This is a genomic window from Sphaerotilus sp. (genome assembly GCF_041083715.1).
GTDB lineage: Bacteria > Pseudomonadota > Gammaproteobacteria > Burkholderiales > Burkholderiaceae_C > Sphaerotilus.
On sequence record NZ_JBFPGY010000057.1, the window covers coordinates 1 to 12,672 of the forward strand.

General features: G+C 71.1%; 11 protein-coding genes and 1 pseudogene. All 12 read right to left on the reverse strand.

The window, feature by feature from the left end:
* Nucleotides 1-248: 248 nt before the first annotated feature.
* Nucleotides 249-551, reverse strand: coding sequence for an antibiotic biosynthesis monooxygenase family protein (locus AB3X43_RS02780; RefSeq protein ID WP_369428363.1), 303 nt, complete (start codon nt 549-551; stop codon nt 249-251).
* A gap of 5 nt (nt 552-556) precedes the next feature.
* Entirely contained in the window at nt 557-1,177 is a 621-nt protein-coding gene (locus AB3X43_RS02785) for an acyltransferase (RefSeq protein ID WP_369428364.1), read from the reverse strand.
* Between the two features lie 33 nt (nt 1,178-1,210).
* Complete coding sequence (locus AB3X43_RS02790) at nt 1,211-2,257, reverse strand: NAD(P)H-dependent flavin oxidoreductase (protein ID WP_369428365.1); 1,047 nt, start codon at nt 2,255-2,257, stop codon at nt 1,211-1,213.
* 44 nt (nt 2,258-2,301) lie between these two features.
* A complete protein-coding gene (locus AB3X43_RS02795; protein ID WP_369428366.1) occupies nt 2,302-3,513 on the reverse strand; it encodes an ABC transporter permease in 1,212 nt (403 codons plus the stop codon).
* Nucleotides 3,510-4,238, reverse strand: coding sequence for an ABC transporter ATP-binding protein (locus AB3X43_RS02800; RefSeq protein WP_369428367.1), 729 nt, complete (start codon nt 4,236-4,238; stop codon nt 3,510-3,512). Before AB3X43_RS02800 ends, AB3X43_RS02795 begins: the two co-directional genes overlap by 4 nt.
* The gene (locus AB3X43_RS02805; RefSeq protein WP_369428368.1) at nt 4,235-5,572 is read right to left on the reverse strand and encodes an efflux RND transporter periplasmic adaptor subunit; all 1,338 of its coding nucleotides are present in this window, start codon (nt 5,570-5,572) and stop codon (nt 4,235-4,237) included. Before AB3X43_RS02805 ends, AB3X43_RS02800 begins: the two co-directional genes overlap by 4 nt.
* Nucleotides 5,569-7,020: an efflux transporter outer membrane subunit gene (locus AB3X43_RS02810; RefSeq protein ID WP_369428369.1), complete on the reverse strand. Its 1,452-nt coding sequence runs from the start codon at nt 7,018-7,020 to the stop codon at nt 5,569-5,571. Before AB3X43_RS02810 ends, AB3X43_RS02805 begins: the two co-directional genes overlap by 4 nt.
* Nucleotides 7,021-7,135: 115 nt before the next feature.
* The gene (locus tag AB3X43_RS02815) at nt 7,136-8,329 is read right to left on the reverse strand and encodes a GGDEF domain-containing protein (RefSeq protein ID WP_369428370.1); all 1,194 of its coding nucleotides are present in this window, start codon (nt 8,327-8,329) and stop codon (nt 7,136-7,138) included.
* Nucleotides 8,330-8,331: 2 nt separating this feature from the next.
* On the reverse strand, nt 8,332-9,819 hold the full coding sequence (locus AB3X43_RS02820; protein WP_369428371.1) for an AMP nucleosidase: 1,488 nt from the start codon (nt 9,817-9,819) through the stop codon (nt 8,332-8,334).
* 82 nt (nt 9,820-9,901) lie between these two features.
* Nucleotides 9,902-10,651 (reverse strand): SHOCT domain-containing protein, encoded by a 750-nt coding sequence (locus AB3X43_RS02825; protein WP_369428372.1) that lies wholly within the window; start codon nt 10,649-10,651, stop codon nt 9,902-9,904.
* An 82-nt stretch (nt 10,652-10,733) separates the two neighbouring features.
* On the reverse strand, nt 10,734-12,230 hold the full coding sequence (locus AB3X43_RS02830) for a VWA domain-containing protein (RefSeq protein WP_369428373.1): 1,497 nt from the start codon (nt 12,228-12,230) through the stop codon (nt 10,734-10,736).
* 10 nt (nt 12,231-12,240) lie between these two features.
* A pseudogene (locus AB3X43_RS02835) lies at nt 12,241-12,672 on the reverse strand (AAA family ATPase); the annotation flags it as partial.

The following is a 12,672-nucleotide window of genomic DNA, read 5'->3' on the forward strand; positions in this document are numbered from 1 at the left end:
GAGGGTGGTCTTGCCGGCCGCTGCGGCGCCGACGAGGGCGAGCGTGCGGAGATGGGCAACCGGGGAGGGGGCGGAGGACTGGGCGGAGGAAACGGCGACACCGGACACGGTACCGCCGTGGGCTGGGCTTGACATGGTCTGTCTCCTCAGCGCCGGGCCGCTGACAGCGGTCAAGCACTGTCTGGGTGGGTGGGAAACGCCAGCGTACGCCGATTGACCGGGCGCAACAAGCCTGTGCTGGCGCAGGCTCACTCGGCCGTGAAGCGCGAGACGCGCTGCTCGGCGCAGATCTGGAGCGAGTATTCGGAATAGAACGCGGCGCGGCCCTTCTTCTTCGCCGCGACGTGTTCCGGGTGGGTGGCCCAGCCGCGCATCGCCTCTTCGGACTCGAACTCGACGATGGTGACCCGCTCGCCGTCCGCGGCGGTGAAGCCCTTGTGCGAGACATGGCCCGGCATCGTGCGCGCCAGTGCGCTCATGCGGTCGGCCCAGTCGGTGTAGTCCGCCACGGCGTCGGGCTTCAGGCGGTTGCGGAAGATGATGATGTGCATCGGGTTCAGGCTCCAGGTCGAACGGTCCAGTGGGCGTCGCCACGCTCCGACAGCCGGAATTCGCCCAGCCGGATGCGGCGCTCGTGTTCGGCGATGGCGGCGTCGCTGTCGAAGCGCCGGCCGATCGGCCGCGCCGGATTGCCGGCGACGATGTCGTAGGGTGCCACATCGGCGGCCACCACCGCACCGGCGGCGACGATGGCGCCACGGCCGATCCGCACGCCCGTCAGCACGAGGCAGCCGAATCCCAGCCAGACGTCGCTGCCGATCCGCACGACATCGGATTCCGGGTCGACGCTGGCCGGCATCGCCACCATCGTCGGCGAGATCTGCGGCGTGAAGCGCATCGGCACGCCGCAGACGCGGAAGTCATGGTCCTGCCGCCCGACCAGCGCCACGCGGTCGGCGATCAGCGCAAAGTCGCCGATTTCGGCATTGCACTCGATGTGCACGTCCTTGCCGACGTAGACCGCCCGTCCGAAGACGAGCCGCTGCGGCGCCCACAGCCGGCAGCGCGCGCCGAGGTGCAGGTCCTGTCCGGCGCGCACCTGCGGGCCGGCGCGCCACAGCGCCCAGCGCGTGCGCAATCGGCGCAGCGCTGCCAGCGGGTAGGACTGCAGATTCATGGGCGCACCTCGGAGCCGGGCGGGACCCGCAGTCTAGGGCAGCCGGCGTGCCAGTTCCTGCGTCAGGCGGGCCGCCGGTGTTGCCTGGCACCCACCTGCGTGCTGCCCCGACCACAAGGGGGAACAGTCGTTCCGGCCCAGCGCCTCGGCCTGGGCGCGCAGCGGCGCAACCGCCGAGGTCGCGAGCGGAAACGCGGGGGCGGCCTCGTTCATCGGGCCGCAGGTGCGCATGAACCGGTTGACGATGCCACGCGCAGGGCGGCCGGTGAACAGGTTGGTGAGCGCCGTGTGGCGTGCAGCCTCGCTCTGCAGTGCGGCGCGGTGGACGGCACTGGTGGTGGCCTCCGGACAGAGCAGGTAGGCCGTGCCCACCTGCACGCCCGCCGCGCCGAGCGCCATTGCTGCGGCCACGCCCGCCGCATCCGCGATGCCACCCGCGGCGATGACGGGCACCTGCACCGCCGCGACGATCTGCGGCACCAGCGCGAAGGTGCCCATCTGCCGGGTCAGGTCGTCCGAGAGGAAGTGGCCACGGTGCCCGCCCGCTTCCAGCCCCTGCGCGATGACGGCATCGACCCCGTGCGCCTCCAGCCAGCGCGCTTCCTCGACCGTGGTCGCCGACGACAGCACCTTGGCGCCCCAGCGCCGCACCCGTGCCAGCAGCGCCGGCGACGGCAGGCCGAAATGGAAGCTCACCACCGGCGGCGCGAACCCGGCCAGCAGGTCGGCGGTTTCCGCGTCGAACGGCCGCCGCCCCGGCCCGGCGGGGATCGCCGCCGGGTCGATGCCGAACTCGGCGTACATCGGCGCCAGCGTGGCGCGCCAGGCGGCTTCACGCGCGGCGTCCGGCGCGGGCGGGGTGTGGCAGAAGAAGTTGACGTTGAACGGCCGGTCGGTCTGCGCTCGGATGGCCGCGAGTTCCTGCCGCAGCGTGTCCGGCCCGAGCATCGCGCAGGGCAGGGCGCCCAGCCCGCCCGCGTTCGACACGGCCACGGCCAGCGCGCTGCCCTGCACGCCGGCCATGGGGGCTTGCAGGATGGGAAGGTCGATGCCGAGGAGGGTGGTGAGGGACATGGTCATGTGCGTCGCTGCGTCGAGGTCCGAAGCATACCCACCCCGTGTCCTCACTCGTGCCGCAGCGCCTCGATCGGGTCCAGCTGCGCCGCCCGCCGCGCCGGCATGTAGCCGAACACCACCCCGATCGCCGCCGAGAACACGAAGGACAGCAGGTTGATGCCCCACTGGAAGGTGTAGGGCAGGCTCATCAGCGACGACAGTCCGACCGACGCCCCGGTGGCCAGCACGATGCCGACGAGTCCGCCGAAGCTGGAGAGCACCACCGCCTCGATCAGGAACTGCAGCAGCACCTCGTGTTCCAGCGCGCCGATGGCCAGCCGCACGCCGATCTCGCGGGTGCGTTCGGTGACGCTGACCAGCATGATGTTCATGATGCCGATGCCACCCACCAGCAGGCTCACCGCGGCGACCGCGCCGAGCAGCGAGGTCATGAGCTGGGTCGTGCCCGAGAGCGTCTCGGCGAGCTGCCGGGTGTCGAGGACGTTGAAGTTGTCGTCGTCGGCGGGGCCGAGCTTGCGGCGCTCGCGCAGCAGCTGGCGCAGCGTGGACTGCACGCTGGCGCTGTCGGTGCCGTCCTGCACCGAGACGAGCAGGGTGTTGATGTTCAGGCTGCCGGTGACGCGGCGCTGCAGCGTGTGCAGCGGGATGAGCACGGTGTCGTCCTGGTCGTTGCCCATGGCGGCCTGGCCCTTGGACGCGAGCAGGCCGATGACGGTGCATGAGAACTGCTTGATGCGCAGGCTCTGGCCGAGCGGGTCGGTGCTGGCGCCGAACAGCTCGCGCCGCACGGTCGAGCCGATCACGCAGACGGCGGCGCCCGCGCGCAGTTCGGTGTCCTCGAAGTTGCGGCCGGCGGCCAGTGTCCAGTTGCCGGTCTGGAAGTAGCTGTTGGTCGTGCCGACCACGCTGGTCGACCAGTTGCGCGAACCGGCGACGACCGTGGCGCCGGTGCGGGCCTCCGGCGCCACGGCGGCAATGCCGGCGACCTGGGTGGCGATGGCGTCCAGATCGGCCTCTCGGAACGAGGGCGCGCCCGCGCTGTCTCGGCCCGGGCCCAGGCGCTGGCCGGGCCGCACCTGCAGCAGGTTGGTGCCGAGGCTGGCGATCTGGGCCTGCACGGCGCTGGTGGCACCGCGGCCGAGCGTGACCATGGTGATGACGGCGCTCACGCCGATGACGATGCCCAGGATGGTCAGGAAGGAGCGCAGCAGGTTGCGCCGGATCTCGCGCAGCGCGAGCAGCAGGGTGTTCCAGATCATGTCGGCAGCACTCCGGGCCCCACGGCCGGCTGGCCGCTCTGGCGCACATCGCTCTCGACCCGGCCGTCGACGAAGCGCACGGTGCGCCGCGCGTAGGCGGCCATGTCGGGTTCGTGGGTGACCATCAGCACGGTGATGCCGCGGTCGCGGTTCAGGCCGACGAGCAGGTCCATGATCTCGCGGCTGCGGGCGGTGTCGAGGTTGCCGGTCGGCTCGTCGGCGAGCAGCACGGTGGGCTTGCTGACGATGGCGCGAGCGATGGCCACGCGCTGCTGCTGGCCACCGGACAGCTCGGCGGGCGTGTGCGTCTCCCAGCCGGTCAGGCCGACGGCGGCCAGTGCCTCGCGGGCGCCGCGGTGGCGCTCGGCGACCGACTCGCCGCGGTAGAGCAGTGGCAGCTCGACGTTTTCCTGCGCCGTGGTGCGCGCCAGCAGGTTGAAGCCCTGGAAGACGAAGCCGAGGTGGCGCCGGCGCAGGCGGGCGCGCTGGTCGCGGTCGAGCTGTTCGACATGGACGCCGCCGAACAGGTACTGGCCCGCCGACGGCACGTCGAGGCAGCCGATCAGGTTCATGGCCGTCGACTTGCCCGAGCCGCTCGGCCCCATGATGGCGACGAAGTCACCGGCGTCGACATCGAGGTCGATGCCGCGCAGGGCCTGGAAGGCCGCGCTGCCTTCGCCGTAGACCTTGACGATGCCGCGCAAGCGGATCAGCGGCGTGGTCATGGGGCGGCGCTGGCCTGGCTGACGATGACGGCGAGGTCGGCCGACAGGCCTGCGCCGGACACCTCGGTCATGCGGCCATTGGACAGTCCGGTGGTCACGGTGAGCGGCACGGCTTGCTGGCCCTGGAGGATCCAGAGCTGGCGCTGGCTGCCTTCGCGGGCGGCGCTGTTGCCGGCGCGCTTGGGGGCGTTGCTGCCGGGCGGGCGGGGCATCAGCCTGGAGACCAGGCTGCCGCCGCTGGCGGCCGCGCTGGAGGTCGCGGCCGGCGTGAAGCGCAGTGCGGCGTTGGGCACCATCAGCACGCCCTGGCGCTCGGTCGCGGCGATGGTGGCGGTGGCGGTCATGCCGGGACGCAGGTCCAGGTCGTCGTTGGCGACCTGCAGGTCGGTCGGGTAGGTGACGACGTTGTCGGTGATGGTCGAGCCGAAAGCGACCCGGCTGATCGTTGCCGGCCAGCGGCGTGCAGGCCAGGCGCTGACGGTGAATCTGGCGGACTGCCCGGTCTTGACCATGCCGACGTCGGCCTCGTCGACCTTGACCTGCAGATTGAGGTGGCGCAGGTCCTCGGCCAGCGTCAGCAGCGTGACCGCCTGCAGCGAGGCGGCGACGGCGTTGCCGGGCTCGGCCGTGCGGGTCAGCACGACGCCGTCGATCGGCGAGCGGATCGAGGCCTTGGCCAGATTGGTCTCGTCGAGGCGGACAGCCGCGCGTGCGTCGGCCACGCTCGCACGGGCCATGGCCAGTGTGGCACTGGCGCGGGCGACGCTGGCGTGACCCGTGTCGAGTTCCGCCTTGGACGGCACCTTGCCGCCGGACAGCCGAGCGACCTCTTCGAGGCGGTCGAGGTTGCTGCGTTGCTCGGCCACGGTGGCCTCGGCCTGCTGCACGGCGGACTGCGCCGAGGCCAGCGTGGCGCGCGAGCGGGTGAGCTGGTCGCCGAGCTTGCTGGTGTCCAGTTCGATCAGCACCTGGCCGGCATGCACGGTGTCGTTCACATCGACGTGGACCCGCTTGATCGTGCCGGAGAGTTCGCTGCCGATGGAGACCTGGTGGGTTGGCTGCAGCGTGCCGTTGGCGGTGACCGTGATCGCCAGATTGCCACGCACGACCGGCTCGGTGACATAGCGGGGAGCCGTCTGGGCGACCTGCCGTCCCTGCCACCAGGTGACGCCCGCCCCCACGGCCACCAGCAGTGCTGCTCCGATCCAGACCGTGCGCCGGCGCCACCACGGTGCCGCCACGGCGTCGGCACCCAGCAGGGCGGTCAGCTCGGCTGGTGAGTTGCCCGTGGCACTGGCCACAGGCGCAGGAGAGAGAGCGGTGGGTGTTGTCATGGGTTTGTACGTCCGGCCGGGTCCTGGTCAGTCCAGTCGCCCCCGAGTGCCTTGCACAGGCGGATCAGGTGCAGGCTGGTGTCGGCCGCAGCGGCCGCGCGGCTGTTGTCGACGCTCAGCAGGGTGCGCTGGGTGTCGAGCAGGGTGGTGAAGTCGATCAGGCCGGCTTCGTAGCGCTGGCGGGCCAGGCGGTTGGCGTTGCGGGCGGCGTCGGTGGCGGCGTCGAGCGCGGCGGTCTGGCGGCGGCTGCCGTCGAGGGCACTGACCGCATCGGCCACATCCTGTGCCGCGACCAGCGCGGCGGACTGGTAGACGAGGCGGGCACGGTCGAGCACGGCCTGCTGCGCCTGCACTTGTGCCGCGCCACGGCCGCCGTCGAGGACCGGCCAGTCGACCGCCGCCGCGAGGCCCGCGGCCAGCGCACCGGGGCTGCCGAGGGCTGCCAGGGTCAGCGCCTGCCAGCCCAGCGAGCCGCTCAGGCGAAAGGCGGGGCGGCGGGCGGCCTGCGCCTGGTCGAGCCTGGCGAGTTCGGCGGTGATGGCCGATTCGGCGGCCTGCACATCCGGCCGCTGGCGCAGCAGGTCCGCGGGCAGGCCATCGCGCAGGCGGTCGTCGAGGTCGGTCGCGGGCACTGGCACGCGGGTGCTGTCACCCAGGCGCACGCGCAGGGCATCGGGATCCTGTCCGAGCAGGAGCGCCAGCGCGTGCTCTCCCTGCGCGATGGCGGTGTCGTAGGCGGGGATCTGGGCGCGGGTCTGCTCGGCGCTGGCACGGGCCTGCTCGACTTCCAGCGAGCTGGCGAGCCCCGCCTGGGTGCGCCAGCCGGTGAGCTGCAGTGTCTCGTCCTGGGCCGCGAGGCTGGACAGGGTCAGCGCGCGCCGGGCGCGGTTCGCGCGCAACTGCACATAGGCCAGCCCGACTTCGCCGGCCACCGACAGGCGCGCCGCCGCGAGGTTGGCGCTGGCGGTGGCGACGTCGGCCCGGGCGCCACGTTCGGCCGAGGCGAGTTCGCCGAACACGTCCGCTTCCCAGCTGGCGTCGAGTCCGGCGCTGTAGGACGACGCTGTGCGGCCGCTGCTGCGGTTGCGCGACAGGCTGGCGCTGCTGCCGAGTTGCGGCGCGCGGCTGGCGGCGGTCTGGTCGCGCAGCGCACGGGCCTGGGCCAGGCGCGTGCGGGCGATGCCGAGATCCAGATTGGCCTGCAGGGCTTCGGTGACCAGGGTGCCCATCAGCGGGTCGTCGAAGCGCGTCCACCATGGCGCCTGGGCCAGCAGGCGGACGGTGTCCGCCGAGGTCGGAGCCGCAGGGGCAGGAGCGGCAGAGTGCTGGCGGCTGTCCTGTGGCGCCAGCGCGGTGCAGGCGGTCAGCACCAGTGGCAGCATGACCAGCCACCGCAGGGGGCGCAGTGTGCCGCGGGGGCACTCGTCAGGCAGATCGTCGGAGGTCATCGCACGCAGTCCATGTCATCCGACAAGGGTGTACCAAGTCGGGATGGCGCGTCTGTGCGCTGCACGTAAAGTTAGGTGGATGGCCGGGGCATCCGGGCCCGTGGCTTGATGTGGATCAGGCCGGCACAGCCACCGCAGGTGCCCTGACGGCGGCGCCCCTCGGGGCCAGCACGACTTGTCCGCGTCCGGCGCGCTTGGCTTCGTAGAGCGCGGCGTCGGCGCGGCGCAGCAGGTCGTCGAGCGTCTGGTCGTTCGGGCCCTGCGCGGCCAGACCGGCGCTGTATTCAAGCAGGAAGCCCAGCTCCTGCTCCGACTGCAGCCGCAGGCAGTGGCGCAGCCGCTGGTCGAGCGACAGCGCCTGGCCTTCGCGGGTGTGGGTGAGGATGACGCAGAACTCCTCGCCGCCGTAGCGGCCGGCCAGGTCCCCGGTGCGCAGCTCCTCGCGCAGCAGGCGGGCGAGCAGCTGCAGTGCGTGGTCGCCCTTGGCGTGGCCGTGGGCATCGTTGATGCGCTTGAAGTGGTCGATGTCGAGCATGACCACCACCAGCGGATGCCCGTAGCGGCGTGCGTCGGCCAGCTGGGCCTCGGCCCGTTCGGTCCAGGCGCGGCGGTTGAGCAGGCGGGTGAGGTCGTCGGTGATGGCCTGTGCGTGCAGTTCGCGCTCGGCTTCTTCTCGGTAGGCCATCAGGATGGCCACGGTCGTCAGCACCAGCGAGAGGTTGCTCACCAGCGCGGCGACCTTGTTGACCGGATGGGGAGCGGTCAGGAAGGGATAGGACGCCGTGAAGAAGGCACCGAGAATGCCGCGCCAGAACGTCACGACGGCCATGGCCCCCATGCACAGCCCGATCAGCGCGCGCCAGCGCCAGCCGGTCTCGGGACTGTGCCGGCTGACGGCCACCACGATCATGAGCATCTGCAGACCGAGCACGCCATTGGCGAGACCGACACGCCAGGGATAGTGGTCGAAACCCAGACCATAGCCCAGGGTCATCCATGCAGCCAGCAGCCACATCGGCCAGCGCACCTGAGGCCACCCGGTCCACAGGCCGATCGACTGCCACAGCATCACGAGGCTGGCCGACATGCCCGCCATCGCGAGCACGGAGCAGGCCTGGTCCTGCCACTGGGTGCGCCAGAACGTGGACATCACGAGAAAGAACCAGCCACCCGCCTGCAGCAGCGTGGAGCCGACCGCCTGGCGCGCCGCCGCTCCCACGCGCCAGCCCATGATGGCAGGCAAGGCGAGTGCCACGGCGAAGACATTCACCGTGAACACGACCATCAGGGTGCGGACATCCAGCTCCATTTTTACTGGAACGCGACCTCGGCGAAGCTGCGCAGCTTGCGGCTGTGCAGATGGTCCAGCCCCTGGTGGCGCAGGATTTCGATGGCACGGATGCCGATGCGCAGGTGCTGGTCGACCCGCTCGCGGTAGAAGTGGTTGGCCATGCCGGGGAGCTTGATTTCGCCGTGGAGCGGCTTGTCGGAGACACACAACAGGGTACCGTATGGAACCCGAAAGCGAAACCCGTTCGCGGCAATCGTGGCGCTTTCCATGTCCAACGCCACGGCGCGGCTCTGGCTGAAGCGGCGCTCCGGACCCGGGTGCGGCAACAGTTCCCAGTTGCGGTTGTCGGTGGAGGCCACGGTGCCGGTGCGCATGATCTTCTTCAGCTCGTAGCCGGAGAGCTGCGTCACCTCGGCCACCGCGGCTTCGAGCGCGACCTGGATCTCCGCCAGCGGCGGGATCGGTACCCACAGCGGCAGTTCCTCGTCGAGCACATGGTCCTCGCGCACATAGCCGTGTGCGAGCACGTAGTCGCCGAGCTGCTGCGTGTTGCGCAGGCCGGCGCAGTGGCCGAGCATCAGCCAGGCGTGCGGGCGCAGCACGGCGATGTGGTCGGTGATGGTCTTGGCGTTGCTCGGGCCGACGCCGATGTTGACCATCGTGATGCCGCTGTGGCCGTGGCGCTTGAGGTGGTAGGCCGGCATCTGCGGCAGGCGCGGCGGAGGGGCACCCAGCACATCCCCCGGTTCGGCAGGCAGGCCCGCACGGCGGGTCAGCACGTTGCCAGGTTCGACGAAGGCGGTGTATTCGCCGGCTTCGTCGGCCATCAGCTCGTGGCCCAGGCGCACGAACTCGTCGATGTAGAACTGGTAGTTCGTGAAGAGCACGTAGTTCTGGAAGTGCTCGGGCGCGGTGCCGGTGTAGTGGCGCAGGCGGTGCAGCGAGTAGTCGATGCGCGGCGCGGTGAACAGCGCGAGCGGGTGGCGCGTGATGCCGTCGGCGCCGGGGTGCGGCTCCAGGCTGCCGTTGGCGATGCCGTCGTCCATCGCGGCGAGGTCGGGAAGGTCGAACAGGTCACGCAGGCGAGAGCGGCGCTCGGGCGCCATCGTGCCTTCGATGTGGTCGTGCTCCGCGAAGCTGAAATGCACCGGGATCGGCTGGCTGGAGAGGCCGACTTCCAGCGAGACGCCGTGGTTCTTCAGCAGCAGCTTGAACTGCTCGCGCAGGTAGTGGCGGAACAGGTCCGGGCGGGTCAGCGTCGTCTCGTAGACGCCTGGGCCGGCGACGAAACCGTAGGACAGCCGTGAATCGGCCCGCTCGACGGTGTCGACCCGGACCCGCACGAACGGGTAGCAGGCCCGCACATGGGCCATGCCTTCCTGTCCGCCGACGAAGTCCTTCAGCGACTGCCGAAGGTGGGCGATGCCCGAGTCATAGATGGCCTTGGCGTGCGCGAGCGCGGCGTCGGCGTCGGTGAAGCTTTGGGTGTTGATGACGGTGCGTGGCATGGGCCATTGTCCACGCAGCGGGCCGATTGTTCCAGTTTCGAAAGGGCCCATCTGGTGCTGACCGTGATCGTTTCTGTCGTGCTCAGAGTCGGCCGAGCAGCTCGGCCTTCTTGGCCGCGAACTCTTCCGCAGTCAGCAGACCTTTGGACTGCAGCTCCCCCAGGCGTTCGATGGTGGCGAAGATCGCGTCGGCGTCTCCGGTCGGGGGTGCCGCGGCCGTGGTGGTTTGTGCATGGAGCGCTGGTGCACTGTAGGCAGGGGCCGGAGCGGGTGCGGTCTGAACGGCTTGTCCGTTGCGCATCACCACCGGCAGATTGCCGAGGTTCACGGTGCCGTACTGGCTGGAAAACGCCATGCTGCCGCCTGCGCCCTGCTGCTGCGAGAAGCCGCCGATCTGGTGGTCGAGCGTGTCGTAGATCCACACATCGCCGCCGGTGTCCACGGCCAGTCGGTGGCTGTTGGCGAACCAGGCGTAGCGCGTGTCGTTCTGCGCGCCGGTGGCGTTGGGGCTGCCCATCCAGGCGGGCCACCAGGTCACCATCGCCGGTGCGGGCGGGAGCAGGTCGCTGCGGCTGGCCAGCAGCTGGCTCAGCTCGCTGCACAGGCTGTCGACACGTCCTTTGAGCTGGTTGTTGAACATGTCGCCCAGCATGATCATCCCGCCGCGCATCCACTGGCCGGAACCACCGAACTCCCAGTGGCTGAACTGCGCCATGCTGCCGTTGCCATTCCAGACGGCCCACAGCATGTGTGTCACGGCTTCGGGGCTGAAGCCGTGGCGATGGGCGATCTGCTGGACGGCCTGCTGGCCGGCGTCGGTGAGTGGCTGCATGGGAGTGCCCTGACGGTGATGTGGTCTGGCCATGAGCCTAGCAGACGCCGTGCCAGTTGCCGTGACAGCGCTTGGAGCGCGTTCAGCGCGCCCTGTCGGAGGGGTCACGGTGCCTGGCGGCACGCGGCGACAGGGCATTGGGGAAATACAGTGCGGTCAGGCTCTTGCTGTGCACGGGCGAGTAGCCGCGGCCTTCGCTGCCACTGGCGGTTTCGGTGTAGCGGCGCCAGTCGCGCACCCAGTGCAGGTGGTCGCAGACCTCCAGCAGCCCCATCGTCTCCCGGTCGCCGACCAGCACGCCCTGTACCCGCAGCCCGAAGCGCATGCGCGCGTCGTCCAGCCGTGCCAGCGTCTGTGGCACGCAGCCGAACTCGCCGTCGCTGACGACAAGCAGGTCGGCCTGCTGCCAGCGCGCCTGGTGGACCCGCTCGATGGCGTGTTCGATCGGCGTCTGCACGTCGGTGCCGCCGTCGAAGCTCTGGCCCATCAGGTCCATCAGCGCCTGCAGGCCGGCGGGGCGCAGGTCGAGGTCACGCTCGATCACCTCGCCCGGCCCGCCGAAGGCGATCAGCACGCAGCCGCGTGCCTGCGCGTGCGCAGCGCGCAGTGCGGCGATGACGACGGCCTTGGCGATGTGTTCCGGCGCACCGCGCATCGAGCCGGACGTGTCCAGGCAGAGAATGAATGGCCCGCGTGCACGCGGCTCGGGCTGCGGCGGTGTGGCGCTGGTGCGTGGGGGAGCGGTGGGGTCGTGGCGCCAGTCGGTCAGCACCGCCTGCGACTCCCAGCTCAGCAGCCGCGCCTCGGCATGGCGCGCGCGCCACAGCCGCTGGAGGACCGGGTGGCGCAGCATCACCGCCTCGCTGGCCAGCATGCGCTCGATGCGGCCGGAGAGGTGGATCCCGGTCAGCTCGCCGGGCATGTCCGGCAGGCACGTCTCGACCGCACGCAGGCCGTGCACGGGATGGCGGTCGGGTTCCGGCGCGGTGGCGGGTGCGGGCCGGCTGGCGTCGTGGCGTTCGGTGCGGCCGAGCTGGCGGATCAGGTCGGCGAGCTGCGGCAGCTGGTCCAGCCAGGCGGCAGTGCGCCGGGCCTCGGCCCAGGGCCGCGAATGCAGGTGGCCGCGCAGGTCGTCCCAGCGCAGTGCGCTCAGGTCACCCAGGCCCTGCAGCAGCGCGAGGTGTTCTTCCCAGCCCTGCGTCTCGATCTGCCAGGCCTCGCGGAAATCACCAACCACCTGCGCGATGGCGGCGGCGCGGTCGAGCCGGGGCTGGTGGTCGGCGATGCGGTCGAGGTGCCACAGCAGCGTGCGCAGCACCTGCTCGGCCAGCGCGGGCGCACTGCGGCTCAGTCCCGGCAGGCCGAGTTCACCGACCACCGCCCGCAGCGGCGCAGCGGCCTGCGCATCGCCGAAATCGGCGTCCTCCGGCGGCAGATGTCCCGCCAGCAGCGCCTGTTCCCAGCGGCGCGTGTCGAGCAGCCGGACCTCGGCATGGCCAACGCTGGCGATCAGCGCCGGCAGCCAGAGCGTGCGCGGCAGCAGGGCCAGGTGGTGGAACGGCGGGTCCGCCGATGTCATGGGTGGTGACTCAGAAGGCCACGGGTTCCGGTGCGGGTGCAGGCGCTGCATCGGCCACCGGGGCGTCGACTGGCAGTGCGGCGAAACCGGCCCGGGTGGCTTCCAGCCTGGCCAGCAGGCCGTCCAGCGTGGCCAGCGTGTGGGTGTGGGCGCCCAGCAGGCGCTCGACCACCGGCGCCGGGACCCAGAGGCGGTCGTGCAGCCGGTCGGCCAGTGCCGTGGCCTCCTGGTGGACCTGGGTCCAGTGGGCCGCGGCGGGGCCGGTGATCTCGTCGACCTGGGCCAGTCGGGCCGCGATGTGCACCGGGCTGTAGCGGCGGTGCGTGTGCGCTTCGAGCGATGCGGTCATCAGCCGCGCCATGCCGCCATCGTCCTGGCTGCCGCCGATGGCGCGGGCCAGCGCCAGCTTGCCGGCGGTGCCGCCGCCGTCCTCGGCCTCGGC